The sequence below is a fragment of the Sphingobium amiense genome (assembly GCF_003967075.1).
GTDB classification, from domain to species: Bacteria; Pseudomonadota; Alphaproteobacteria; order Sphingomonadales; family Sphingomonadaceae; genus Sphingobium; species Sphingobium amiense.
The window spans coordinates 636385-661133 of sequence record NZ_AP018664.1 but is presented as its reverse complement, the minus strand read 5'-3'; the positions used below and the strand labels follow the sequence as shown (position 1 = coordinate 661133).

The following is a 24749-nucleotide window of genomic DNA, read 5'->3' as shown; positions in this document are numbered from 1 at the left end:
GGCCGTTCCTTCTGTAGCAGACTTACTTGCGCAGGCCCAGCTTGGCGATGAGGTCGCTGTAGCGCCCCTCATCCTTCTTCTTGAGATAGTCCAGCAGCGAACGGCGCTTGTTGACCAGCATCAGCAGGCCGCGACGGCTGTGGTTATCCTTGTGATGACCCTTGAAATGCTCGGTCAGGTTCGAAATGCGCTCCGACAGGATCGCAACCTGGACTTCCGGCGAACCGGTGTCACCTTCGGCGCGGGCATGTTCCTTGATCAGCGCTTCCTTGCGCTCAGCGGTAATCGACATCGGGCTTCCTTTCGTATCTAGAGATTGAAGCCGCGCACCACCCGGATTTCCGGGCCACTGGACTGCACCAGCGCGATGGGCGTTTCGCCCAGCATCGCCAGCAGAAGACCGGTGTGCGGTTTCCCCACGAGCGCCTTCCCCTGGCGGAGAGCGAGCGCTTCATCGGGAGTGACGGGGAGAGCCGGGATGTCGTCCAGCCCCGCCGTCAACGGCAGCATAAGACTGCCGAGGCCGCCGCCCCTAGCAGCTTCGTCCAATTTGTCCAGTGAAATCGCCGGATCGAGCGTGAACGGGCCAGCCTTCAGGCGGCGCAGCATGGTGACATGGCCGACCGTGCCCAGCGCCAGCGCGATGTCGCGGGCGAGGCTGCGGATATAGGTGCCTTTGGAGACGTGGGCGGTGAGGGTGATCTGATGAACATCCTCCCCTGGAAGGGGAGGTGGCTGGCCACCGGCCAGACGGAGGGGTATCGCCCTCTCGATAGCCGGATACCCCTCCACCGGCTGCGCCGGTCCCCCTCCCCTTGCAGGGGAGGATCTGATGTGCAGCGCGTGGATCGTCACCGCCCTCGTCTTCATCTCCACTTCCTCGCCCTTGCGCGCGAGGTCGTAGGCGCGCTGGCCGTCGATCAGGATCGCGCTGTAGGCGGGGGGTGCCTGTTCGATAGGGCCGGTGAAGCGGGGCAGGATCGCCTCGACCTGCGCCAAGGTCGGGCGACGGTCGCTGCGGGCGACCGCCTTCCCCTCCAGATCGAGCGTGTCGGTCTGGACACCGAAGTGAACAGTAAAATCGTAAATTTTGTCGCTGTCGAGCATCCGTCCCGCGAGCTTGGTCGCCTCGCCGACCGCGATCGGCAGCACGCCGGTCGCCAGCGGATCGAGCGTGCCGCCATGCCCGACCTTGACCTTGCCCGCGCCACTATGACGCAGGGCGCGCTTGACCGCGCTGACGGCCTGGGTGGAGCCGAGGCCCAAGGGTTTATCGAGGATGATCCAGCCGTGCATGGCGGCGGGACTTAGCCGGACGGGCGGCGACTGTCAGCCCTGCATCTGTTCGACGAAATGACGGCGGCAGAGCGCGATGTAGCGGTCGTTACCGCCGATGTCGGTCTGTGCTCCATGCAGGATCGCCCTGCCCTGCGCATCGACACGCAGGTTCATCGTCGCCTTGCGCCCGCAGTCGCACACCGTCTTGATCTCGCTCAGCACATCCGCAATGCCCAGCAGGTGCGCGCTGCCGGGAAAAAGTTCGCCCTGAAAATCGGTGCGCAGGCCGTAGCATAGGACAGGAATGCCCAAGCGGTCGGCGACGGCAGCCAGTTGCCACACCTGATCGCGGGTCAGGAACTGCGCTTCGTCCAGCAGCACGCAGGAGAGCGGCGTTTCACGATGCCGGGCGGCAATGGCGGCGAAGATGTCGATCCCCGGTTCGAACAGATGCGCCTGCGCCTCCAGCCCGATGCGCGAAACGATCCGTCCGCGCTGGTAGCGGTCGTCCACTGCTGCGGTCCAGAGCATCGTCGCCATGCCGCGTTCGCGATAGTTGAAGTCCGATTGCAGCAGCGTCGTCGATTTGCCCGCGTTCATCGAGCTATAATAGAAATAAAGCTTGGCCATCGGCGCGATCCTCTAGCGGATCGTGGGCGCGACGCCAGCGAGGAAGCGGACGAGCGCGTCGGCCAGCGCGATCCGCCTGTCGGAAAAGCTGTGATCGGTCGGCCAGATGGTGAGCCGCGCTTGCGGATTGGCGGCCTGCGCATCGGCGGCGGCGCGGCGTGCCTGATCGCCGATGCCCCGCTCCGCCCCGACGATGCTGAGCGGGCGGCGGCCGTAGCCGGCGAGGCGGCGGCCAAGGTCGAACTTGGCGGGGTCGCCCCTGATCTCGGCAGTGAGGCTTTCATAGGTCGCGCCCGCGAGCGGGGGCAGATCGCCCGCCACCTCCGCTTTCCACGCCGCTTCGCCCTGCGGCGTAGAGAGAGCCGATACCGTCTGCGACGGGTCCCACGGGTCGATCAGGAACAGGCCCGCGACGCGCGGCTCCGCCGCCGCCACATCGGCCGCCATGAAGCCGCCCATGCTGTGCCCGGCAACGACGATGGCGCTGGTGTCGATGCGGAATTTCGCCACGGTTGCGGGCTGCTGGAGGAACTGGAGCGCGGTGAAGGCATCATCCGACGCATGACCGAAGGAGAAAGTGCCGGGGCTGCCCCAACTTCCGCGGTAATGGAGCGTCAGGACGTTCCAGCCCGCGCGGCGCGCCGCCTGCGCCAGATCGAGATTCTGCTCGTTGCCGGGAAAGCCGTGGAGCAGCAGGAGCGTGGGATGGGTGCCGGGGCCGGACGCGGTATACATCACCGCATTCATCGCCCCGTCCTGCGCGGGAATGACGAAGGCGCTCATGCCCGCCGGATAGGCCGCGTCGGGCGCGGGATCGGCGATGACGGCGGACAGCGGCGCAGGTTCTTTCGCAAGGCCGGCGCCTGTCGTGGCCAAAAGGGCCGCCGTCGCCCACATGATGCTCTTCATCCGCCTGCCCTTCGCGCTTTAGTCAACCCCGTCACGGTAGCGCGGTGGCGTGGCGGCGTCGAAGATTATTCCTCGGCATCCTCGTCCAAAGCCAGATCGCGGGCGACCTTGGGATCGCGCAGCAGCCGGTCGATATGCGTGCCTTCGTCGAAGCTCTCGTCCGCGAGGAATTTGAGCTTTGCCGCGTATTTGAGGCGGATACGGGTCGCGACCTCACGCTGGAGATAGGCGGTATTGGTGCGCAGCGCCTTGAGCACTGCTTCCTCATCCTGCCCGAGAAGCGATTTTATGAACACGGTGGCGTGGCGCAGGTCGGGCGACATGCGCACTTCGGTGACGCTCACGACATGGCTGGCGAGCACATCGTCATGCACGTCGCCGCGCTGGAGGATGTCGGACAGGACATGACGCACCTGTTCACCGACGCGGAGCAGGCGGACGGACGGGCCTTCGGATGAAGCAACCATATGCAATCCTCGTCACCCCAGCGAAGGCTGGGGTCTCAGGCGACAGCGTGATGGGCACGAGACCCCAGCCTTCGCCGGGGTGACGCGTTTCCCTGTCACAGCGTGCGCTGGCGTTCCTCGACCTCGAACAGTTCGAGGGTGTCGCCGACCTTGATGTCGTTCGTGTCCTGAAGCACTGCGCCGCATTCCATGCCCGCACGGACTTCGGAGACGTCGTCCTTGAAGCGGCGGAGCGAGGCGATGTTGGTGCGCGACACGATGACATCGTCGCGGGTAAGGCGCGCGGCCAGCCCCTTGCGGATGATGCCGTCCATGACCAGCAGCCCTGCCGCCTTGTCCTTCTTGCCCGCCGGGAACACCTGGAGCACTTCGGCGCGGCCGACGATCGTTTCGATGCGCTCGGGCGCGAGCTGACCCGCCATTTCGCCACGAACCTCTTCGAGCAGGTCGTAGATGACGTCATAGTAGCGCAGCGAGATTTTTTCGCGCTCGGCGAGCTGGCGCGCCTTCGCATTGGGACGGACGTTGAAGCCGATCAGCGGCGCGCGGCTGGCGGCGGCCAGCGTGACGTCGCTTTCGGTGATCGCGCCGACGCCCGAATGGAGAATGCGCACCTTGATCTCGTCGGTCGAAATGCGGTTGAGCGAAGACACGATCGCTTCGACCGAACCCTGCACGTCGCCCTTCACCACAACGGGATATTCGATGACGGTCGTGTTGAGCGCCGAGAACATATGTTCGAAGCTGGTCGGCGCGGCGGTCGTGCGCTTCTTGGTCGCCTGTTCCTGACGGTAAGAGGCGACTTCGCGGGCGCGGGCTTCATTCTCGACGACGGTGAGCTGGTCGCCCGCCATCGGCACGCCGGACAGGCCCAGCACCTCGACCGGGGTCGAGGGACCGGCGGTCTTCACCTGCTGGCCCTTGTCGTTGATCATCGCGCGGACCTTGCCGCTTTCCGAACCGATGACGAAGGTGTCGCCGATCTTGAGCGTGCCCTTGCGGACGAGAACGGTGGCGACCGCGCCGCGGCCCTTGTCGAGCTGCGCCTCGACCACATTGCCTTCGGCGGGGCGGTCAGGATTGGCGGTCAATTCGAGCAGTTCGGCCTGCAGCAGGATCTTGTCGAGCAGTTCGTCGAGGCCGGTGCGCTTGAGCGCGGAGACTTCGACATCCTGCGTTTCGCCGCCCATATCCTCGACCACGATTTCATGTTCGAGCAGGCGTTCGCGCACCCGCTGCGGGTTGGCGTCGGGCTTGTCGACCTTGTTGATCGCCACGATCATCGGCACGCCGGCGGCCTTGGTGTGATTGATCGCCTCGATCGTCTGCGGCATCAGCCCGTCATCGGCCGCCACCACCAGGATGACGATATCGGTGACGTTCGCACCGCGCGCGCGCATTTCGGAAAAGGCTTCGTGGCCCGGCGTGTCGAGGAAGGTGACGAGATCGCCATTCTTCGTCTTGATCTGATAAGCGCCGATATGCTGCGTGATGCCGCCGCTTTCGCCCGACACCACATTGGTGCCGCGCAGCGCGTCGAGCAGCGAGGTCTTGCCGTGATCGACATGGCCCATGATCGTCACGACCGGCGGACGGGCCTTCAGCGTTTCGGGCGCGTCGACTTCGCCCTCCATGCCGATTTCGACGTCGGCATCGGACACGCGCTGGATGCGGTGGCCAAATTCCTCGACCAGCAGTTCGGCGGTGTCCTGATCAATCGGCTGATTGAGCGTGACGGCGGTGCCCATCTTGAAGAGAGCCTTCACCAGATCCGCGCCCTTTTCGGCCATACGGTTGGCGAGTTCCTGCACGGTGATGCTTTCGGGCACCACAACATCGCGGACCTGCTTCTCCCGCTGCTGGCTGCCGCCCGAATAATGGGCGCGGCGTTCCTTTTCGCGGGCGCGCTTGAGGGCAGCGAGGCTGCGCGCGCGGGCGCTGTCGTCATCCGCGAGGGCGCGGGTGACGGTGAGCTTGCCCGACTGGCGGCGATTGTCGTCGGCGCGCTTGGTGCGGTCCGGCTTGGCGGGTTCGGGGCGCTTGGCGGGCGTCACCGGCGTGAAACGGCGCGGCGGCGGAGCGGCCGAAACAGGCTGCGGCGTCGCGGCTTCGTCGCGGACCTCGGGCGCCGCCTCGGCCACAGGCGCGGCTGGCGTCTCGACCGGATCGGCGGAAGCAAGAGCAGGAGCAGGAGCAGCCTCGGGCGCGGCGGTTTCGGTGGAGAGGCGATTTTCCTCTGCCCGGCGCTTTTCTTCCTCGCTCGCGGCGGCGCGCGCGGCATCTTCGCGACGGCGCGCGTCTTCCAGCGCGGTCATGCGCGCTTCTTCCGCCTCGCGCAGCAGCTTGGCCTGCAGTTCCTGACGCGACATCAGGCTCTGCGGCGCGGGACGCGCGGGCGCGGCCGGCTGCGGCGCGCGCTGCTCCGGCGCAGGCGCTGCGGGGCGCTGCGCAGGCGTCGGATCGGGCTGGGGCGCAGTCGCGGGAGCAGCGCCGACGCTTTCGCCCGGCTTGCCCAGGACACGGCGCCGCTTCACCTCGACCACGACCGTATTCTTGCGGCCATGGCTGAACTGCTGCTGCACCTGACCGGATTCCACGGTCCGCTTGATGCCCAGCGGCTTGCGACCCAGAACCGGCTTGTCTTCCTTGCTGTCACTCATACGACTGAACTATACCCTTCACTTACGTCCGACCGGAAAGGCCCGTCGGCGCCTTATACAGATGCTTAGCCGCTGACGCCCGCCGCATCGGCGGAGCCATGCTCCGCCTGCGCAGGCGTTCCGGTAACGCAACCCAGATAGCTTTCCAAGCGGCCTATGGCCGCGCGCAGGCGTGAAGCAGCGCGCGAGTCGATCACCGCGATATGGACGACATTATCGCGCCCCATTGCCATAGATAGGGCATGCCGGTCCACAGGCAAGGTGATACCCGCCAAATCCGTGCCTTCCGCCTCCTGCCCGACGCGCAGCGCCTGATCGAGCTTGCGATTGCCGTCCGGGGCGGCATCGCTGGCGTGGAGCAGCAGGTGAACCTGCCCTTTTCGGCATGCGACGTCGATCTTTTCCGATCCCGTCAGAGCCATCGAAGCGCGCGCCTCCAGCCCCAGCCGGTCGAGCAGCGCGCGGCGCAGGCCATCCTCGATCAGTGCGGGCAGGTCGTCCGGGATGGCGAGGTCGTTCGTCTTGAACGCGCGGGCGAGCGCGCCCCGGAGCTTCCCCTTCGCCAGCGCGGTTTCGAGTTCGGCGCGGCTGACGCCGATCCACGCCCCCCGCCCCGGCGCCTTGGCGCGAATGTCGGGCAACACCTGCCCTTCCGGTCCCACTGCGAGCCGGATCAGCATTTCAGGATCGGCGCGGTCGCCGGTCAATATGCATTTGCGTTCGGTCATGCGCGCTCCTCCGTCCAGGCGGATAGCAAGGCAAGTCCGACGCTAGGGAGGGCGGCTATTCTCTCATCGGGGAGTGACCGCGGCATTGGCGTCCTCCCTTGGTTGCGCCGCCGAGGCGCGGTCGGCGAGCAGTTGCCCGCCGGCCGCGTAATTTTCGGTGGAGATTTCGGAGATCACGATCTGGACGGCAGCCGCTGGCTTTCCCAGCCGCTCCACGAGCGACCGGGTCACATCGGCAGCGATCGCGGCTTTCTGCTCGCGGGTGGCGCTGCCGGCCAGGCGGATGTCGACGAAGGGCATGAGCTGCTTACGCTTCCTCTTCGAACCAGTGGGCGCGGGCGGCCATGATGATTTCATTGCCCTGCTCGTCGCTGAGGCCATAGGCGGCAAGAATACCGCCCTTGTCCTCATTGCCGCTGTCATTCTTGCGACGGCGCTGATCGACGCGCTTCTTCTGCACCAGTTCGTCGGTGGCGAGATCGGCGAGGTCGTCGAGCGTCTTGATGCCCGCCTTGCCCAGAGTCACCAGCATGGCTTCGGTCAGATGCGGCATGTCGGCCAGCGCATCCTCGACGCCCAGCGCCTGACGCTCTTCGCGCGCAGCGGCTTCGCGGCGCTCCAGCGCTTCCTGCGCACGGCTCTGAAGCTCGGCAGCCAGTTCCTCGTCGAAGCCCTCGATCGAGGCGAGTTCGTCCACCTCGACATAGGCGACTTCTTCCAGTTCGCCAAAGCCTTCGGCCACCAGAAGCTGCGAAAGCGTCTCGTCCACGTCCAGTTCGTTCTGGAACAGTTCGGAACGGGCGACAAATTCCTTCTGGCGCTTCTCGCTCGCGTCGGCCTCGGTCATGATGTCGATGGCCTTGCCGGTGAGCTGGCTGGCGAGACGAACGTTCTGGCCGCGGCGGCCGATGGCGAGGCTGAGCTGATCGTCAGGGACGACGACTTCGATCCGCTCTTCTTCCTCGTCGATCACGACGCGGGCGACCTGAGCGGGCTGGAGCGCGTTGACGACGAAGGTCGCGGTATCCTCGCTCCAGGGAATGATGTCGATCTTCTCGCCCTGCATTTCCTGCACGACGGCCTGCACGCGGCTGCCCTTCATGCCGACGCACGCACCGACCGGGTCAATGCTGGAATCGCGGCTGATGACGCCGATCTTGGCGCGGCTGCCCGGATCGCGGGCGGCGGCCATGATGGTGATGACGCCGTCGTAGATTTCGGGGACTTCCTGCGCGAACAGCTTCTTCATGAATTCGGGATGCGCGCGGCTGAGGAAAATCTGCGGCCCGCGATTTTCGCGGCGCACGTTGAGCACGACTGAGCGGATACGATCTCCGACGCGGACCACTTCGCGCGGGATCTGCTGGTCGCGGCGGATAACGCCTTCGGCGCGGCCAAGGTTGACGACGACATGGCCGAATTCGACCGACTTGACGACGCCGGTGATGATCTCACCCACGCGATCCTTATATTCCTCAAACTGGCGCTCGCGCTCGGCATCGCGGACCTTCTGGAAGATCACCTGCTTGGCCGACTGGGCGTCGATACGGCCCAGGTCGATGGGGGGCAGCGGATCGACGATGAAGTCGCCGACGACGGCGTCCTTCTTGAGCTTGCTCGCCTGCTTGAGATCGACCTGCTTGAAATAGTCCTCGACCGTATCGACCACTTCGACGACGCGCCACAGGCGCAGGTCGCCGCTGTCGGGATCGAGCTTGGCGCGAATGTCGTTTTCCGCACCGTAGCGGGCGCGCGCGGCGCGCTGGATCGCATCCTCCATCGCCTCGATGACGATGGCCTTGTCGATCATCTTTTCGCTCGCCACCGAATTGGCGATGGCGATCAGTTCGGCCTTGTTGGCGGAAATGGCGTTGGCCATGTCGTTATGAACCCTTATTCTTCGGTTTCAAATTCATCCGCCCCATCGGAGGAGAGCGGCATCGTAGCAGAAATCAGCCGGTCGGTCAGCACCAGCTTGGCGTCATGGACCAGCGCGAAGGGGATGCGGACATCGCCCGCCTTGGCGTCGGTGAAAAGGATGTCCTCCCCCTCGATCCCGCCCAGCACGCCGCGAAAGCTCTTTCGCCCCTCGACCAGTTCGGTCGCGGCGATCTTCGCTTCATGCCCGGCCCACTCGCGATAGTCATGCAGGCGGGTCAGCGGACGGTCGATACCGGGCGAGCTGACTTCGAGGCGATAGGCTTCCTCGATCGGGTCGGCTTCGTCCAGCACGTCAGACAGGCGGCGCGAAATGGCGGCGCAGTCCTCGATGACGAGCTGCTTGGTCTTCGGGTCTTCGGCCATGATCTGAAGCGTGTGATCGTCGCCCGACCCAAACAGCTTGATGCGCACGAGGTCGAAGCCCAAAGCCTTCACTTCGGGTTCGATCAGTGCGGTCAGGTCGGCGATGTCCGCCATGCGGTCTCCAGATACGAAATATGTGCAGCTTCCCGCGCCGCGAGCGATCCGCCCGCGACCCCGACATGTTTGACGATGTAAGGAAGCAAGGGCGATATATGCGCGGCCCCGAATTTCTGCAACAATTTTAATCCTCGCTCATTTCTGTTGGGGCTAAGAGTCAAAGCCCGTTTCTTTCGGCCGGAAAAAGCACGGCCCTTCGACAGGCTCAGGGCGAACGGAGAATATATGATGAAGACGGCTTCCCTCGCCACCCTGCCCCTCATCCTCATCGCCTGTTCGGCCGAGAATGCGACGGGCCAGAATAGCGCCGCTTCCGCTGAAAAGCCGTTCAGGACATCGACCATCGCCGATTTCGATGCGCCGTGGGCGATGGCCTTCCTGCCCGATGGCCGCGCGCTGGTGACGGAAAAGGCGGGTGAGATGATCCTGTTCGATCCGAAGAACGGGACGAAGATTCCGGTGGCGGGCATCCCGGCGGTGGATAGCGCGGGACAAGGCGGGCTGATGGATGTGGTGCCCTCCCCCGGCTTCGCGCAGGACAAGGCCGTGTATTTCAGTTTCTCCGAGGCGCGCGATGGCGTGAAGGGGGTGGCGCTGGCGCGCGGCACCTTCAGTCAGGCGAGCGACGGGACGACGAAGCTGGACAAGGTGCAGGTCATCTTCCGCGCCACCCCCTATGTAGAGGGAAACGGCCATTATTCCGGGCGGATCGCTTTTTCGCCCGACGGCAAACATCTCTTCTTCACCAATGGAGAGCGGCAGAAGTTCGATCCGGCGCAAGACCCGAAGGCGACGCTGGGCAAGGTGCTTCGCCTGAACCTCGACGGCACGCCCGCAGCAGGCAATCCGCTGGCGGCGAAGGGATTTCATCCGGCCATCTGGTCCTATGGTCATCGCAACCTGCTGGGCATCGCGTTCGACAGGGACGGACGGCTGTGGGAGCAGGAAATGGGGCCGAAGGGCGGCGACGAGGTGAACCTTATCAAGCCGGGTCTCAACTATGGCTATCCGCTGGCGTCCAACGGCGACCATTATGACGGACGGGACATTCCCGATCACAGGCCGGGCGACGGATATGAAGCGCCCAAAGTCTGGTGGAATCCGGTCATCTCGCCGGGCGGCCTGCTTTATTATTCGGGCGATATGTTTCCCGAATGGAAGGATTCGCTCTTCATCGGCGGCCTGTCCAGCCAGAGCCTCGTCCAAGTGAAGCTGAACGGCGAGAGCGCGAGCAAGGCCGACCAGTGGGACATGGGCGCGCGCATCCGGGAAGTAGAACAGGGACCGGACGGCGCGCTCTGGCTGCTGGAGGACGGCGATCGGGGATCGCAGGGAAGATTGCTGAAGGTGACGCCGGCTTCGTAGAGGCCCGGCCTTCGCTTCGAGCGGGTCGGGAAAGGCTTCTCGACTTCGCTCGAAGCGAACGGCGGTGCGTCAGACCAGCCGGCTCTGTTTGACCGCCGCGCCGATGAAACTCGCGAAAAGCGGGTGCGGGTCGAAGGGTTTGGATTTCAGTTCCGGGTGGAACTGCACGCCCACGAACCAGGGATGGTCGGGGCGCTCCACGATTTCGGGCAGCGTGCCGTCCGGCGACATGCCCGAAAAGATGAGGCCGCCCTTTTCCAGCCGGTCGCGATAGCCCGCGTTGACCTCATAGCGGTGGCGGTGGCGTTCGCTGATGTCGCTGGTGCCGTAAATGCCCGCGACGACGCTGTTGCCGTCGAGCTTTGCGGGATAGGCGCCCAGACGCATCGTCCCGCCCAGATCGGTTTCGGCGGTGCGCTTCTGAAGCCCCTCGGCGCTCATCCATTCGGTGATGAGGCCAACGACAGGCTCAGACGTTTCGCCAAATTCGGTGGTCGAGGCTTCCGCAATGCCCGCCGTGTTCCGCGCGCCCTCGATACAGGCCATCTGCATGCCGAGGCAGATGCCGAAGAAGGGAACGTTGCGTTCGCGCGCGAAGCGGACCGAGGCGATCTTGCCCTCCGACCCGCGCACGCCGAAACCGCCGGGGACGAGGATGCCGTGCATCGGTTCAAGGCTGGCGGCGAGATCGTCGCCCTTCTCGAACAGTTCGGCGTCGATCCACTTGATGTTGACCTTCACCCGGTTGGCGAAACCGCCATGGGTCAGCGCTTCATAGAGCGACTTGTAGGCATCGAGGAGGCCCACATATTTGCCGACGACGCCGATCGTCACTTCGCCTTCGGGGTTCTGCTGCCGGTCCATGATGTCGGTCCAGCGGTCGAGCTTCGGCGCGGGGGCATCGGCGATGCCGAAGGCGCGCAGCACTTCCTCATCCAGCCCTTCGGCATGATATTGTTCGGGCACCGCGTAGATGCTCTTGGCGTCGAGCGCGGGGATCACGGCTTCGGGGCGGACATTGCAGAAGAGCGCGATTTTTCTGCGTTCCCCCTCCGGCAGCGGCTTTTCGCAGCGGCAGAGCAGGATGTCGGGCTGGATGCCCAGCGAAGTTAGTTCGCGCACGCTGTGCTGCGTGGGCTTGGTCTTCAGCTCGCCCGCCGCCGCGATATAGGGCACCAGAGTCACATGGACGAAGATCGACTGGCCGCGGTCGAGATCGTTATGGAGCTGGCGGATCGCCTCCATGAAGGGCAGCGATTCGATGTCGCCCACGGTGCCGCCAATTTCGCACAGGACGAAATCCAGATCCTCGGTATCGGCGGTAGCGAACGCCTTGATCTCGTCGGTGACGTGCGGGATCACCTGCACCGTCGCACCCAGATAGTCGCCGCGCCGTTCGCGCTGGATGATCGTCTGATAGACGCGGCCCTGCGTCACATTGTCGGACTGGCGCGCCGAAACGCCGGTGAAGCGCTCATAATGGCCAAGGTCGAGGTCCGTTTCAGCCCCGTCGTCGGTCACATAGACTTCGCCATGCTGGTAGGGCGACATCGTGCCCGGATCGACGTTCAGATAGGGGTCGAATTTCCGGATTCGCACACGGAAACCCCGCGCTTGCAGCAGTGCCGCAAGGGATGCGGCCATGAGGCCTTTGCCAAGCGAGGAGACCACGCCGCCGGTGATGAAAATATACCGCGTCATGGGAGGAGAGGCTTAGCCTTTCGGAACAACAAAGGGCAAGCGCGCGAATCCACGCGCGCTTAAAAAAAGATCGCCGAAACGATGGACGGTTTAGTTGGCGAGCGGAACCGCGCCGTTGGTCGCCGGAGCGGACGCCGCGTTGGTCGCAGCGCCTGCGAGCGGATCGGCATTGGCCGGAGCGGGCGCGCTCTGCGAGGCCGGAGCCTGCTTCACCAGCGAAGTGTCGATGTCAGCAGGCGCGTGACGGACCGACGCGATGACCGCCATAACAATCGAAAGCAGCACGAAAATGCTGGCGAGGATCGTCGTCGAGCGCGTCAGGAAATCCGCCGCGCCCCGCGCCGACATGAACCCCGAGGGGCTGCCGCCGACGCCCAGGCCGCCGCCTTCCGACTTCTGCATCAGGATGACGGTGACCAGCAGAGCCGCCACGATGGCCTGCACGACGAGGAGGAAAGTGAACATGCGACGATTTTCTGTCCGGTGATAAGGGCGTTGGCGCGCACATAGCGACGAAGGAGCGCGGGGGCAACCTGTGTGACCCCGCACCCCCAATCAATCGGTCAGGCGGCGGCCTTCATCCGCTGGTCCGCCGCTTCGATGATCGGCGCGAATTTCGCTGCGGACAGGCTTGCGCCGCCCACCAGCCCGCCATCGACATCGGCGAGCGCCATCAGGTCAGCTGCGTTGTCGCCGTTCATCGAGCCGCCGTAGAGAATGCGCACCTTCGCCGCTTCGTCAGCGCCGATGCGGCTGGCAAGCGCGGCGCGCAGGGCGGCGTGCATCGACGCGACCGCCTCCATCGTCGGGATGCGGCCGGTGCCGATCGCCCAGATGGGTTCATAGGCGACCGCCAGCCAGTCGGCCGCCGCGCCTTCGGGCAGCGAAGCGAGCAGTTGGTCCGACACGACCTCTTCCGCGCGGCCGGCGTCGCGCACTTCGATGGTTTCGCCCACGCACAGGATGACCTTCATGCCCACGCGATGCGCGGCGGCGGATTTCGCTGCGATGTCCTCATTGGTCTCGCCCCGTGCTTCGCGCCGTTCGCTATGGCCGGTAATGACCCAGCTCGCGCCTGCCTCACACAGCATTTCCGCCGAAAGCGAGCCGGTATAGGCGCCGCTGATGTCCATATGGCAGTTCTGCGCGCCGATGAAGGCCGCGCCGCGCCGCTCCGAACCCGCCATGATGAGAGTCGCGGGAAGGCAGAGGCCAACTTCCACCGCCGGGTGCGCCGCCGCAACCCGACCGATCGCTTCCAGTTCATCGAGATGCGCGCGCATCCCGTTCATCTTCCAGTTGCCGACAACCAGCTTGCGCCTGCCCATCGCCTGATTTCCTCTTGTTGCTGCACATCGCCCCTTTCCCGCCGCCGCCACGGCGAGTCTGCGCTCGCATCCATGGCGTCTCCCCGGCTGCCAGGGGCTTGCCAATGCCGATGAACGGCGCTCACGCATTTGTCCAGAGCAAGCCTTGCCGCCGGGCGCTTCCGCGCCTAAAGCGTCGGCCAGTTTGCCGCATATTCCGGATCTTCCATGCTGTCAGTCTTCCGCCGCTTCATCCATTCCAAGTTCGGCGCGCTTTTCGCCATCCTGTTTCTGGGCGTCATTGCCGCCGCCTTCATTCTGGGCGATGTGACGAGCGGCAAGTTCGGCAGCGGCTCGATGCTGGGCGGCGGCACCGCGGCGAAGGCGAAGGGTTACAGCCTCTCCGACGCGGAGCTTCAGGATCGGGTGCAGCGCGTGTTCGAAAATGCGCGGCGGTCGAACCCCGGCCTTCAGATTGGCGATTTCCTGGCGCAGGGCGGCGCTGCGCAGGTCTATGACCAACTGGTCGCGGCGCTGACGCTGAAGGCCTTTGCCGACCGGCAGGACGTGCATATTTCCAAACGGCTGGTCGATGCGCAGATTGCGCAAATTCCGGCCTTTCAGGATGCGGCGGGCAATTTCAGCCAGGACGCGTTCCGCGCGCTGCTGACGCGCGAGCGGCTGACCGAGCAGGCGCTGCGCGACGATATCAGCCGCGAAATCCTGCAGCGCCATCTGCTCGCGCCTGTCGGCCTCGGCGTCAGGCTGACCGACAGCCAGGTGCTGCCCTATGCGTCGCTCCTGCTCGAAGCACGGCAGGGCACGGTCGCGGCGATCCCGACCATCGCCTTCCTTGACGAAAAGAACCCGACCGACGCGCAGCTTGCCGACTATTACAAAAAGAACAGCGCGCGCTTCACCATCCCCGAACAGCGGCGCATCCGCTATGCCGTGATCGACGCCGAGCGTTTTGCGCAGGCGGCGCAGCCGACCGACGGGGAAATTGCAGGTTACTACACCCAGAACAGGTCCGCTTACGCCGCGAAGCAGAGCCGCAGCGTGGAGCAACTGGTGCTGCCGACCGAAGCCGCGGCCAAGGCGGTCGCGGCGCAGGTGAAGGCTGGCAAGACGCTTGCGGCAGCGGCTCAGGGCGCTGGCCTTGCCGCATCGACGCTGGCCGATCAGAGCCGCGAGGGGCTGACCGCTTCGGCGGGCAAGGCGGCGACCGATGCGGCATGGATGGCGAAGCAGGGCGATCTGGTCGGCCCGATCCGCGCGCCGCTCGGCTGGCTGCTGCTGCGCGTGACGGCGGTCAAGGAAACCCCCGCCCGTCCGCTCGCCACGGTGCGCGAGGAGATTGTGACGACGCTGCGCGCGCAGAAGGAAAAGCAGCTCCTCACCGACTTCACCGGCAAGATCGAGGACGCCATCGCCGATGGCGGCACGTTCGAAGAGGTGGTGAAGGACAACGGCCTGAAGCTGGAGACCAGCCCGCCTGTCCTCTCGACCGGCAAGCAGGTCAAGGATGCGGCCTTCACCGCCGGGCCAGATCTCCAGCCGCTGATCGCTCCCGTGTTCCAGATGGGCGCGGACGATGACGCGCAACTGATCCCGATCACGCCAGACAAGCGCTATGCGCTGGCGGCGCCGGGCGACATCATCGCCGCCGCGCCTCCCCCGCTGGCGGAAGTGAAGCAACTGGTGCTCGCGCAATATAAACTCAACGCAGGGAACCTGAAGGCCAAGGCGATGGCCGAGCAGATCCAGGCGAAGGTGGCCAAGGGCGCGAAGCTGGCCGATGCCATCGCGCAGGCGGGCGTCAGGCTGCCTGCGCCGCAGACGCTGGGTGGCCGCCGCGCCGACATCATGCGCGGGCAGCAGCGCCCGCCCGCCGAAGTCGCCATCCTCTTTTCGATGGCCGCCAACACCGTGAAGACCCTGCCCATCGGTCAGGACCGCGGCTATTTCGTGGTGCAGCTCAACAGGATCGAGCGCGGCGACGCCAAGGGGCAGCCCGAATTGCTCAATCAGGTCCGCACACAGCTTGGCGACGTGGTGGGTCAGGAATATGGCCAGCAGTTCGAACGCGCCATTGAAAAGGAACTGGGCGTCACCCGCAACGCGAACGCGCTGACGAAGGTGCAGCAGGCTTTGTCCGCCACCAATAGCGGCCAGTAAGATGGCGGCGACGGGGGCGACAGACGGCGTCGAAAGCGCCCGCGCGGCACTGTCGCGGGGCGAATCCGCGCTGGTGTGGCGGCGGCAGATCGCCGACACCGACACCCCCATTTCGGCAGCGCTCAAACTGTTCGTTCCAGACCGGGGCGACTATCTGCTGGAGTCGGTGGAGGGCGGCGCGGTGCGCGGGCGATACAGCCTGATCGGCCTCGCCCCCGATCTCGTTTTTCGCGCGCAGGGCAACGCGGCGGAAATCAACCGCCAGTGGGCGACCGACCGCGACGCCTTCTCCCCCGAACAGGGCGGCGCACTCGCAGCGCTGCGCGCGCTGGTGGCGGAATGCCGGGCGGCGATGGACCCGCAGCTTCCCGCAGCGCTCGCCTGCCTCGTCGGCTATTTCGGCTATGAGACGGTCGGGCTGGTCGAAAAGCTCCCCCGCCCCGCCCCCAATCCCATCGGCGTGCCGGACATGCTGTTCGTGCGGCCGACCGTCATCCTGATCTTCGACCGGCTGGCGGATCAGCTCTATCTCGTATCGCCGATCTGGAAAGGCAGCTTTGCCGATGCCGACAGGGCAATCGACGCGGCGCTGGAGCGGATCGACGCGACGGCGGCGAAGCTGGCCGCGCCCCTCCCCGCCGTCGCGGCGCCCGCTGAGATCGCCGATGTCGATGTGGAGCCCGTGCTTGCGCCGGGCCGCTACGCGCAGATGGTGGACCGCGCGAAGGACTATATCGTGGCGGGCGACGTGTTTCAGGTGGTGCTGGCGCAGCGTTTCACCAGCCCCTTCACCTTGCCGCCCATTGCGCTCTACCGCGCTTTGCGGCGGATCAACCCGTCGCCTTTCCTCTATTATCTCGACCTGCCGGGCTTCGCGCTGATCGGATCGAGTCCCGAAATCCTTGTGCGGGCGCGCGATGGGGAAGTCACGATCCGGCCCATCGCAGGCACGCGCCCGCGCGGAAAAACCGCTGTGGAGGACGCCGCCAATCGCGAAAGCCTGCTGGCCGATGCCAAAGAAAGGGCAGAGCATCTGATGCTGCTCGACCTTGGGCGCAACGATGTCGGCCGTGTCGCGGCGGCGGGGTCGGTGACGGTGACGGAAAGCTATTCGGTCGAATTCTACAGCCATGTCATGCACATCGTGTCGAACGTGGTCGGGCGGCTGGCGGAGGATAAAGACGCCATCGACGCCCTGTTCGCGGGCTTCCCGGCGGGGACAGTGTCGGGCGCGCCCAAGGTCCGCGCCTGTGAGATCATCGCCGAACTGGAACCGGAAACGCGCGGAGCCTATGCGGGCGGAGTCGGCTATTTCGGGCCGGACGGCAACATGGACAGTTGCATCGTCCTGCGCACCGCCGTCCTCAAGGACGGCGTGATGCATGTGCAGGCGGGGGCCGGCATCGTCGCCGATTCCACTGCGGAATATGAACAGCGCGAGTGCGAGGCGAAAAGCGGCGCGCTGCTGGCCGCAGCGCGGGAAGCTGTTGCCGTCGCGCGGCAGGCGGGTTTCGGCCAGTAAGGCTTCAGCGGCAGGCGCGCCAGCCGGTCGCGCCGCGTTCCGCCTGATCGAGGTGGAAATGGTCGCGGTGCGCGGCGTTGTAATCCGGGGACAGCACCGTCGAGAAGAGATCGCAGGCGCCGTCGCGCACTTCGCGAAGGAAAGCGGCGTCTTTCCCCTGCCCTTTCCAGTCTGACACGATGCTGATCCTTCGCCCGTCCCGCAGGACGAAGGCCGCGATGTCGATGGCGTCGGCGGTGGCATGTTCGCTGAAATCGCCCTGACTCCGGCCATAGAGGCGGCGGCAGCTATAGCTGCCGAAATGGCGGATGCCGCGAACCGGCTGACCGTAGAAGCGCTGGGCTGCGGGCTGGACCACGTGCCATTCCCAGAGTTTTAGCGCGGCGGCGACCGGGCAGGACGGTGCGACCGAGGCTGGCGACAGGGCGATGGCGTCCCGGTCGCTGCGCAGACGGACGGCGTCGGAATATCGGCACTGGCCCGATCCGCCGGGATGGAGGGCAACATGGTCGACGCCCGCGCTGTCGAGGAGCGCCTTGCACGAGGCTGGCTGCTGCGTCAGCGCGGCGAGCTTTCGCCCGGTGAACAAGCCGACGGGCTGGGACAGATCGAGCGGCGTCCAGGGCAGATCCTGCGGCCGCTGCCGTAGCCACCCAAAGGCCAGCAATAGCAGGAAGAGGATGACGGCGAGGATCAGGATACGGCGGACGATCAGGTGCAGGCGGCGCATCGCCTAAGCACGCTGGACCTGCGCCATTGGTTCCGCGGTGACAGGATAGCCGAGATGATCGGGGATACATAAATGCACGACCCCGTCCCGCTCCTCGCGCCACGGACGGATTTTCTCGACCGGGAAAGCGGCGGCATGGTCGACCGCCTGCGCGAAGGAGGAAAATAGCGCCAGCCGCTCCAGATTGCGGCGCGTAGGGTAGATGATCCGCCCCTCTCCCCGGTCGCACTGGTCGATAACCTCGCTGGCGGCGGCCCATAGCAGCCGGACATTCTCGGTCGTGTCGACGCTGGCCACCTGCCCCAACGGCGCGCACGCGAGGTAGAAACGGGCATCGAAGACCCGCCTCGCCTCGTCGAACGGCGCGGGGTGCCACCGGGCGAAGGGCGTCAGCGCCGCCAGGTCGAGCTTGAGGTCGTGCCGGGCCAGAAGCCCCGAAAATAGCTTTCCGTCATGCAGCCCGTCGCGCAGCCGAAGAACCGTTGCGGCATCAGCCCCCTCAATCCCGACGCCCAGCCCCGCTTCCTCGACGGTTTCGCGGATGGCGGCGACGCGCGCGGCGGCGTCCTCCGCGTCGATGCCGTCATGAAAACGCGATGCCAGCACAGCATCATCCTCATCGACAGCACCGCCGGGGAACACGAGAGCGCTCGGCGCGAACGCCATCGACGCGGCGCGTTCCACCATCAGCAGATCGGGCGGCGCCCCGGCGCGATCGCGCAGGATCACGAGAGTCGCCGCCGGCCGGCCCGGCGCATCTTCCTTCTGAGCAGCCATGCAGGTGCGTGTAAGGAAAGTCCGCCGCGGTGAACAGCCTTGCGCAAAACATTGCGCAGCGCGGGAACCATCCGGCGCAGCAGCGCGTTCGTGCGCGCAAACGCACGATCGGCTTATCTTTTCGAAAAGGGGGTTTGGGTCGGATCGCGATCATCCGGTCGCGCCGACCCCTGTTGACATGAACAATATCGAAAACGGCAGCAGCGCGCGTCTCACTCCCTGGATTTATGGCGGCCTGACCGTGATGGTCGCCCTGCCCTTCGCCGCCGATCTGGTCTTTCCCCTCGGCACGGCAGTATGGGCGGCATATCTGCTGCCGGTCGTCCTCGCCTTCACCGCTCCGCACAGGGCTGCGCCGCTGGCCACGGCGGCGGCGGCAACGCTGCTGACCGTCGTCGGATTTTTTCTGGCGCCTGTCGGCGTCGATCCGTCGCTGGCGATCGCGAACCGGACGCTGGCGACCGTCATCTTCTGGATATTGGCCGCCATCGGCTTTCTTTTCATCCGCAATCGTCAGGCCATCGCCCATGCCGAATGGCTGCGGAACGGGCAGGTCGGGCTGGCGCGCGCGGTGGGGGGAGAGCAGCCGCTGGACCGGCTCGCGGGCAGCGCCCTGACCTTCCTTGCGGACTATCTGGATGCACAGGCCGGTGCGCTCTACATCGCCAATGGCGAGGGCTTTCGCCGTCACGCGACCTATGCGGTGCCGGCGGACGCCAATCTGCCCGAGCGATTCGACGTGGGCGAAGGTCTGCTGGGACAGGCCGCCAGCGACCGGCGCAGCTTCCTGATCGACGATGTGCCGGACGGGTATCTGTCCTACGGATCGGCTCTGGGGGCTGCAAAGCCGGACACTCTCCTGATCGCCACGACCGAGGCGGACGGCACCGTCAACGCCGTCATCGAACTGGGCCTGCGCAGGCGGATCGGGCCGGACGCGCGCGCTTTGCTGGCGCAGGTGGGCGCGCAACTCGGGGTCGCGATCCGGTCTGGCAAATATCGCGCGCGGCTGCGCGAACTGCTGGAGGAAACGCAGCAGCAGGCGGAGGAATTGCAGGCGCAGAGCGAGGAATTGCGCGCCAATAACGAGGAACTGGAACAGCAGAGCCGCCAGCTTCAGGAAGCCGCCGCCCGGCTGGAAGCGCAGCAGGCGGAGCTGGAACAGACCAACGTCCAACTGGAAGAACAGACGAGACAACTGGAAATCCAGCGCGACGACCTGTCGCGCACTCAGGGATCGCTGAAGGCGCAGGCGAACGAACTGGAACAGGCCAGCCGATACAAGTCAGAATTCCTCGCCAATATGAGCCACGAACTGCGCACCCCGCTCAATTCGCTGCTCATCATGGCGCGGCTGCTCGCCGAAAATCGTGCGGGCAATCTCAGCGGGGAACAGGTGCGCTTTGCCGAGACGATCGAATCGTCGGGTAACGACCTGCTGACGCTCATCAACGACATTCTCGACATTTCGAAGATCGAGGCAGGAAAGCTGGAGTTGCAGCCGCGCCGGATGCGGATCGCGGCCCTCACCGGCAAGCTGGCCGACGTGTTCGGACCAGCCGCAAAGGCGAAAGGGCTGGCGCTGACTATCGACGCGGAGGCCGATGCCCCCGAGGAGATCGAAAGCGATCCCCAGCGGATCGAACAGGTGCTCAAGAATTTCCTGTCGAACGCCGTTAAATTCACCGAGGCGGGCTCCGTCACGCTCGCCATTGCCCGGCAGACGGACGGGCGGGTCGCCTTCACGGTGAAGGATACCGGCGTCGGCATCCCGGCCGAACAGCAGCAGGTGATTTTCGAGGCGTTCCGGCAGGCCGACGGGACGATCAGCCGCAAATATGGCGGCACGGGCCTTGGCCTTTCCATCTGCCGCGAACTTGCCCGCCTGCTGGGCGGCGAAGTAACGGTCGAGAGCGTGCCGGGCGAAGGAAGCGCCTTCTCGCTCGTCCTCCCCGAAATCTTTCAGCCCGACATGGTTAAGGCGGCAGCGCCGGTTGCGACTTCTGCCCCCCTTCGCGCGCCGCCGTCCAACCCCAAGCCGGGCCGTCCGCGTTCGAGCGCTCGGGCGCAGGACGACCGCGAGCATCTGTCGGGCGATTCCCGCGTCATCCTGATCGTGGAGGACGATCCCGTCTTCGCCCGCATCCTCTGCGATGTTGCGCATGAGCTGAATTTCCAGTGCCTGATCGCGGGGACGGCCGACGAAGGCGCGCTGATGGCGCGGCAATATGTGCCGAGCGCCGTCATCCTCGACATGAACCTGCCCGATCATACCGGCCTGTCGGTGCTGGACCGGATCAAGCGCGACGTGCGCACGCGTCACATTCCGGTGCATGTGGTGTCGGTGGACGACGACAGTCAGGCCGCGCTGTCGAGCGGCGCGATCGGCTATCTCTTCAAGCCGGTGAAGCGCGAGGCGCTGATCGACATGCTGGAGGGGCTGGAAGCGCGCATGGCGCAGCGCGTCCGCCGCGTGCTGGTGGTGGAGGACGACGCGCAACAGGCTGAGAGCGTGAAGCTGCTGCTCGGATCGCGCGATGTGGAGACCGTCGAAGCGCATAGCGCGGCGCAGTGTGTCGAAATGCTGGCGCAGGAAACCTTCGACTGCATGGTGCTCGACCTCAACCTGCCGGACGCGTCAGGTCTCGATCTGCTGGATCGGCTGTCGGGCGACGAAGCGGTCGGCTTTCCGCCGGTCATCGTCTATACCGGCCGCGATCTGGAGCCGGACGAGGAAATGCGGCTGCGGCGCTATTCCAAGTCGATCATCGTCAAGGGCGCCAAAAGCCCCGAGCGTCTGCTCGATGAAGTCACTCTGTTCCTGCATCAGGTCGTGTCGGACCTGCCCGAGCCGCAACAGGCACTGATCGCCCGGTCGCTGAACCGCGACGCGGCGCTCGACGGACGCAATATCCTCGTCGTCGAGGACGACATCCGCAACGTCTATGCGCTGACCGCCATCTTCGAACCGCACGGCGCCAATGTCCGCATCGCGCGCAACGGGCGGGAAGCGTTGCAGGCGCTCGACGAGTCCGCGCGCGGGCTGGCGGAGCCGGTCGATCTTGTCCTCATGGACGTGATGATGCCGGAAATGGACGGCCTCACGGCCACGCGAGAGATTCGCGCAAGAGACTGGGGGCGGACACTGCCCATCATCACACTGACGGCAAAGGCGATGGCGCGCGACCAGCAGGAATGCCTCGACGCCGGGGCCAATGATTATCTGGCCAAGCCGCTAGACGTGGACAAGCTGCTCAGCCTCACCCGTGTGTGGATGCCGCGATGAACGAGGAGCATTTCGCGCCGCACGAGGATCTGGAACTCGACCTTCTGCTCGAAGCGCTGTTTCGCCACTATCATTATGATTTTCGTGGCTATTCGCGTGGATCACTGCATCGCCGCCTCGCGCGCGCGCAGCAGAGGCACGGGTGCGAGAGCCTGTCGCAGCTTCAGCATCTGGCGCTGCGCGATCAGGCGGTGTTCGCCGACCTTATGGGCTTCCTCACAATCCAGGTGAGTGAGATGTTCCGAGACCCCGCCTATTTCCGCGCCCTTCGCGAACAGGTGATCCCGCACCTCAAGACCTATCCGTCGCTCAAGGTCTGGATCGCCGGATGCGCCAATGGCGAGGAATTTTACTCGCTCGCCATCCTGTTTCGCGAGGAAGGACTGGAGGATCGCACGATTTTCTATTGCACGGACATCAGCCCGGCGGCCCTGCAAAAGGCGGAGGCGGGCATTTACGGCCTCGACCGGATCGCGCAGTTCAGCGAGAATCACCGGCTGGCGGGAGGGCGCGCTTCGCTGTCCGACTATTATACGGCGGCCTATGGCGCGGCGGTCTTCGACAAGAGCCTGCGCCGCCGTGCCGTCTTCGCCGAACATAATCTGGCGAGCGATTCGGTATTCGCGGAGGCGCAGCTCATTTCCAGCCGGAACGTCCTCATCTATTTCGACCGCGCGCTACAGGACCGGGCGCTGGGGCTGTTCGGCGAATCGCTGGTGCGCGGCGGTTTCCTCGGCCTCGGTTCCAAGGAAACACTCCGCTTTTCGCGCTATTCCGACGCCTTTGCCGACTTCGACGATCATGAGAAAATCTACCGACGCAATCTGGTGGACCTGAAAGGCCTCGACCATGCTGCCTGAAAAAACAAAGATCCTGGCCGTCGACGATATCGAAGACAATCTGACGGCGCTCGAAGCCCTTCTGAGCGGTGAGGGCATCGAACTGGTCAAGGCTCGGTCGGGGGCGCAGGCGCTCGAAATGCTGCTGGTGGAGGATGTCGCGCTCGCGCTGCTGGACGTGCAGATGCCGGGCATGGACGGGTTCGAACTCGCCGAACTGATGCGCGGCACGGAGCGGACGCGGCGCGTGCCGATCATCTTCCTGACTGCCGTGGGCCGCGACGAACAGCGGCGCTTTCGCGGCTATGAGAGCGGCGCCATCGACTATCTGGTCAAGCCCGTCGATCCCGACATCGTGCGCGCCAAGGTCGCTCTGTTCGTGGAGCTTTTCCGGCAACGGCAGGAACTGGCGCGCGAGCGCGACCAGCACGCCGCTGCCCTCGCCCGCAATCAGGCGCATACCGACAACAGCCCGCTCGCCATCGTGGAGTTCGACGCGGGGCAGCATATCGTCTCATGGTCCGCCGGGGCCGAGCGCATGTTCGGCTGGCGCGCGAGCGAGGTCGCAGGTTTCCGCGCGCTGGAACTGGACTGGCTGGACCCGGAAGATGCCGCTGCGTTCGGCGCGCTGATCGGCGAGATGATCGCCGGTCGCCAGTTGCGCGCGATGCAGCCGCTGCGGATGCGCACATCGGTCGGCGTCACCATCGACTGCGAATGCTATTGTTCGGCGCTGCTCGACGGACGGGGGCGCCTGCTGTCGGTGAATGTCCAGATCCTCGATGTGACAGAACGCAAGCGGGCCGAAGACACGCAGCGCCTGCTGATCGGCGAACTCAATCACCGTGTGAAGAACACGCTGGCGTCGGTTCAGGCGATCGCGGTCCAGACCCTGCGCCATTCGTCGGGGCCATCCGATTTCGCGCCGACCTTCACCGGGCGCATCCACGCCCTTGCGCGCGCGCATTCCCTGCTCAGCAGCACGACCTGGCAGGGCGCGAGCCTGCGCGAACTGATCGAGGGGCAGTTGGACATCGGCACGGTCAACCCGACCCAGTTGCTGATGGACGGGCCGGAACTGGAGCTTGCCCCCGAACTCGCGCTGCACGTCGCGCTGATCCTGCACGAACTGGTGACGAACGCGCATAAATATGGCGCACTGTCCACCGCGACCGGGTCCGTGTCGCTGGTCTGGGGGATCGACGCGGACCAGTTGCAGATCGTCTGGCGCGAACAGGGCGGACCGCCGGTCCTCCCGGCGACGCGGAAAGGCTTCGGGACCGCACTGATCGAGCGCAGCCTCAAGGCGGAGGGCGGCAGCGCGCGGGTCGATCATGCACAGGACGGTATCGTCTGGACGCTCACCCTGCCCCATTCGCCCCGCATCAGCCGCGTGACGCCGCCCCGCCCGAAGGAGGAGCCGCTGCTGGTCGAGATCATCGACAGCGACCGGCAACTGGCCGGGCGGTCCGTGCTGATTATCGAGGACGAGCCTCTGGTCGCGATGGAGATCGCCGACCTGCTGGAGGAACGCGGCGCGCGCGTAAGCGGCATCGCCGCGTCGCAGATGGAGGCGCTGGCGGCGATCGCCGATGGCGGCATCGACGCGGCCCTGCTTGACGGCAATCTTCAGGGGCGCAGCGTGGAGACGGTTGCAGCGGCGCTGGCTGAAGCGGCGATCCCCTTCGCCTTCGTCACTGGCTATGGCCGCGAAAATCTGCCCGACGGCTTTGAGCGGCACATGATCCTGACAAAGCCCTTCAGCCGCGACGCCCTGTTGCGATGCGCTGCCATGCTGTTTGCCGGACATCCCACCGATGTGCCGGCGGGAATCATCGACGTGGCGGTTTTGCCGGGCAGCGGCGCGGCCTGACACATCGGGCGGTTGCCACTTCCCCCTAGCGCTGCAATAGAAAGATCGGGTGTCACGCCGGTTTGAGCGGGGCAGGTT

21 protein-coding genes are annotated in these 24749 nt (G+C 65.5%); 6 read left to right on the top strand and 15 right to left on the bottom strand.

Annotation, left to right across the window (positions count from 1 at the left end; all coding sequences use genetic code 11):
- Positions 1–22: 22 nt before the first annotated feature.
- From rpsO to rimP, 10 genes are all read right to left on the bottom strand, one after another.
- Positions 23–292 carry a 30S ribosomal protein S15 gene (gene rpsO / locus SAMIE_RS03095; RefSeq protein ID WP_009822385.1) on the bottom strand — a complete coding sequence of 90 codons (270 nt, stop codon included), beginning with the start codon at positions 290–292 and terminating at the stop codon, positions 23–25.
- Between the two features lie 17 nt (positions 293–309).
- Positions 310–1296 carry a tRNA pseudouridine(55) synthase TruB gene (truB, locus tag SAMIE_RS03090; protein WP_126516720.1) on the bottom strand — a complete coding sequence of 329 codons (987 nt, stop codon included), beginning with the start codon at positions 1294–1296 and terminating at the stop codon, positions 310–312.
- Between the two features lie 33 nt (positions 1297–1329).
- A complete protein-coding gene (locus SAMIE_RS03085; protein ID WP_066703511.1) occupies positions 1330–1908 on the bottom strand; it encodes a thymidine kinase in 579 nt (192 codons plus the stop codon).
- 12 nt (positions 1909–1920) lie between these two features.
- The gene (locus tag SAMIE_RS03080) at positions 1921–2817 is read right to left on the bottom strand and encodes an alpha/beta hydrolase family protein (protein WP_066703513.1); all 897 of its coding nucleotides are present in this window, start codon (positions 2815–2817) and stop codon (positions 1921–1923) included.
- A gap of 65 nt (positions 2818–2882) precedes the next feature.
- Complete coding sequence (gene rbfA / locus SAMIE_RS03075) at positions 2883–3284, bottom strand: 30S ribosome-binding factor RbfA (RefSeq protein ID WP_066703516.1); 402 nt, start codon at positions 3282–3284, stop codon at positions 2883–2885.
- Positions 3285–3379: 95 nt separating this feature from the next.
- The gene (gene infB / locus SAMIE_RS03070) at positions 3380–5944 is read right to left on the bottom strand and encodes a translation initiation factor IF-2 (RefSeq protein WP_066703519.1); all 2565 of its coding nucleotides are present in this window, start codon (positions 5942–5944) and stop codon (positions 3380–3382) included.
- 65 nt (positions 5945–6009) lie between these two features.
- A complete protein-coding gene (locus tag SAMIE_RS03065; protein ID WP_066703522.1) occupies positions 6010–6672 on the bottom strand; it encodes a DUF448 domain-containing protein in 663 nt (220 codons plus the stop codon).
- Positions 6673–6735: 63 nt separating this feature from the next.
- A complete protein-coding gene (locus SAMIE_RS03060; RefSeq protein ID WP_066703530.1) occupies positions 6736–6972 on the bottom strand; it encodes a tautomerase family protein in 237 nt (78 codons plus the stop codon).
- A 7-nt stretch (positions 6973–6979) separates the two neighbouring features.
- Positions 6980–8551 carry a transcription termination factor NusA gene (gene nusA, locus SAMIE_RS03055; protein WP_066703533.1) on the bottom strand — a complete coding sequence of 524 codons (1572 nt, stop codon included), beginning with the start codon at positions 8549–8551 and terminating at the stop codon, positions 6980–6982.
- Positions 8552–8565: 14 nt separating this feature from the next.
- The gene (rimP, locus tag SAMIE_RS03050) at positions 8566–9090 is read right to left on the bottom strand and encodes a ribosome maturation protein RimP (RefSeq protein ID WP_066703536.1); all 525 of its coding nucleotides are present in this window, start codon (positions 9088–9090) and stop codon (positions 8566–8568) included.
- A 231-nt stretch (positions 9091–9321) separates the two neighbouring features.
- Between rimP and SAMIE_RS03045 the strand changes: the two genes are divergently transcribed.
- Positions 9322–10458 carry a PQQ-dependent sugar dehydrogenase gene (locus SAMIE_RS03045; RefSeq protein WP_066703575.1) on the top strand — a complete coding sequence of 379 codons (1137 nt, stop codon included), beginning with the start codon at positions 9322–9324 and terminating at the stop codon, positions 10456–10458.
- A 69-nt stretch (positions 10459–10527) separates the two neighbouring features.
- Here the strand turns inward: SAMIE_RS03045 and SAMIE_RS03040 are convergent, their stop codons facing one another.
- The 3 genes from SAMIE_RS03040 to tpiA form a co-directional block, all read right to left on the bottom strand.
- Positions 10528–12159 carry a CTP synthase gene (locus SAMIE_RS03040; RefSeq protein WP_066703539.1) on the bottom strand — a complete coding sequence of 544 codons (1632 nt, stop codon included), beginning with the start codon at positions 12157–12159 and terminating at the stop codon, positions 10528–10530.
- Positions 12160–12249: 90 nt separating this feature from the next.
- Positions 12250–12624: a preprotein translocase subunit SecG gene (secG, locus tag SAMIE_RS03035; RefSeq protein ID WP_066703545.1), complete on the bottom strand. Its 375-nt coding sequence runs from the start codon at positions 12622–12624 to the stop codon at positions 12250–12252.
- 98 nt (positions 12625–12722) lie between these two features.
- Positions 12723–13487 carry a triose-phosphate isomerase gene (gene tpiA / locus SAMIE_RS03030; protein ID WP_066703549.1) on the bottom strand — a complete coding sequence of 255 codons (765 nt, stop codon included), beginning with the start codon at positions 13485–13487 and terminating at the stop codon, positions 12723–12725.
- Between the two features lie 207 nt (positions 13488–13694).
- Between tpiA and SAMIE_RS03025 the strand changes: the two genes are divergently transcribed.
- Together SAMIE_RS03025 and trpE are read left to right on the top strand one after the other, a co-directional pair.
- Positions 13695–15644 (top strand): peptidylprolyl isomerase, encoded by a 1950-nt coding sequence (locus tag SAMIE_RS03025; RefSeq protein ID WP_066703552.1) that lies wholly within the window; start codon positions 13695–13697, stop codon positions 15642–15644.
- A gap of 1 nt (position 15645) precedes the next feature.
- Positions 15646–17166 (top strand): anthranilate synthase component I, encoded by a 1521-nt coding sequence (gene trpE / locus SAMIE_RS03020; protein WP_066703555.1) that lies wholly within the window; start codon positions 15646–15648, stop codon positions 17164–17166.
- A 4-nt stretch (positions 17167–17170) separates the two neighbouring features.
- Here the strand turns inward: trpE and SAMIE_RS03015 are convergent, their stop codons facing one another.
- The gene (locus SAMIE_RS03015; RefSeq protein ID WP_066703558.1) at positions 17171–17896 is read right to left on the bottom strand and encodes an extensin-like domain-containing protein; all 726 of its coding nucleotides are present in this window, start codon (positions 17894–17896) and stop codon (positions 17171–17173) included.
- A 3-nt stretch (positions 17897–17899) separates the two neighbouring features.
- Positions 17900–18673, bottom strand: a complete 774-nt coding sequence (locus SAMIE_RS03010; protein ID WP_066703561.1) for an NUDIX domain-containing protein — start codon at positions 18671–18673, stop codon at positions 17900–17902.
- Positions 18674–18851: 178 nt separating this feature from the next.
- Here SAMIE_RS03010 and SAMIE_RS03005 point away from each other — a divergent pair, with 178 nt between their 5' ends.
- The 3 genes from SAMIE_RS03005 to SAMIE_RS02995 are packed head-to-tail and all read left to right on the top strand — an operon-like array spanning position 18852 to position 24671.
- Positions 18852–21959: a response regulator gene (locus SAMIE_RS03005; protein ID WP_066703564.1), complete on the top strand. Its 3108-nt coding sequence runs from the start codon at positions 18852–18854 to the stop codon at positions 21957–21959.
- Positions 21956–22819, top strand: coding sequence for a CheR family methyltransferase (locus SAMIE_RS03000; protein ID WP_174522259.1), 864 nt, complete (start codon positions 21956–21958; stop codon positions 22817–22819). The genes SAMIE_RS03005 and SAMIE_RS03000 overlap by 4 nt, the downstream gene beginning before the upstream one ends.
- Positions 22809–24671 (top strand): response regulator, encoded by a 1863-nt coding sequence (locus SAMIE_RS02995; protein WP_066703569.1) that lies wholly within the window; start codon positions 22809–22811, stop codon positions 24669–24671. The genes SAMIE_RS03000 and SAMIE_RS02995 overlap by 11 nt, the downstream gene beginning before the upstream one ends.
- Positions 24672–24749: the final 78 nt, after the last annotated feature.

Bases quoted from the DNA above. Each gene is read 5' to 3' on its own strand.
- rpsO (WP_009822385.1), bottom strand. From the start codon at position 292: ATGTCGATTACCGCTGAGCGCAAGGAAGCGCTGATCAAGGAACATGCC.
- truB (WP_126516720.1), bottom strand. From the start codon at position 1,296: ATGCACGGCTGGATCATCCTCGATAAACCCTTGGGCCTCGGCTCCACC.
- SAMIE_RS03085 (WP_066703511.1), bottom strand. From the start codon at position 1,908: ATGGCCAAGCTTTATTTCTATTATAGCTCGATGAACGCGGGCAAATCG.
- SAMIE_RS03080 (WP_066703513.1), bottom strand. From the start codon at position 2,817: ATGAAGAGCATCATGTGGGCGACGGCGGCCCTTTTGGCCACGACAGGC.
- rbfA (WP_066703516.1), bottom strand. From the start codon at position 3,284: ATGGTTGCTTCATCCGAAGGCCCGTCCGTCCGCCTGCTCCGCGTCGGT.
- infB (WP_066703519.1), bottom strand. From the start codon at position 5,944: ATGAGTGACAGCAAGGAAGACAAGCCGGTTCTGGGTCGCAAGCCGCTG.
- SAMIE_RS03065 (WP_066703522.1), bottom strand. From the start codon at position 6,672: ATGACCGAACGCAAATGCATATTGACCGGCGACCGCGCCGATCCTGAA.
- SAMIE_RS03060 (WP_066703530.1), bottom strand. From the start codon at position 6,972: ATGCCCTTCGTCGACATCCGCCTGGCCGGCAGCGCCACCCGCGAGCAG.
- nusA (WP_066703533.1), bottom strand. From the start codon at position 8,551: ATGGCCAACGCCATTTCCGCCAACAAGGCCGAACTGATCGCCATCGCC.
- rimP (WP_066703536.1), bottom strand. From the start codon at position 9,090: ATGGCGGACATCGCCGACCTGACCGCACTGATCGAACCCGAAGTGAAG.
- SAMIE_RS03045 (WP_066703575.1), top strand. From the start codon at position 9,322: ATGAAGACGGCTTCCCTCGCCACCCTGCCCCTCATCCTCATCGCCTGT.
- SAMIE_RS03040 (WP_066703539.1), bottom strand. From the start codon at position 12,159: ATGACGCGGTATATTTTCATCACCGGCGGCGTGGTCTCCTCGCTTGGC.
- secG (WP_066703545.1), bottom strand. From the start codon at position 12,624: ATGTTCACTTTCCTCCTCGTCGTGCAGGCCATCGTGGCGGCTCTGCTG.
- tpiA (WP_066703549.1), bottom strand. From the start codon at position 13,487: ATGGGCAGGCGCAAGCTGGTTGTCGGCAACTGGAAGATGAACGGGATG.
- SAMIE_RS03025 (WP_066703552.1), top strand. From the start codon at position 13,695: ATGCTGTCAGTCTTCCGCCGCTTCATCCATTCCAAGTTCGGCGCGCTT.
- trpE (WP_066703555.1), top strand. From the start codon at position 15,646: ATGGCGGCGACGGGGGCGACAGACGGCGTCGAAAGCGCCCGCGCGGCA.
- SAMIE_RS03015 (WP_066703558.1), bottom strand. From the start codon at position 17,896: ATGCGCCGCCTGCACCTGATCGTCCGCCGTATCCTGATCCTCGCCGTC.
- SAMIE_RS03010 (WP_066703561.1), bottom strand. From the start codon at position 18,673: ATGGCTGCTCAGAAGGAAGATGCGCCGGGCCGGCCGGCGGCGACTCTC.
- SAMIE_RS03005 (WP_066703564.1), top strand. From the start codon at position 18,852: ATGAACAATATCGAAAACGGCAGCAGCGCGCGTCTCACTCCCTGGATT.
- SAMIE_RS03000 (WP_174522259.1), top strand. From the start codon at position 21,956: ATGAACGAGGAGCATTTCGCGCCGCACGAGGATCTGGAACTCGACCTT.
- SAMIE_RS02995 (WP_066703569.1), top strand. From the start codon at position 22,809: ATGCTGCCTGAAAAAACAAAGATCCTGGCCGTCGACGATATCGAAGAC.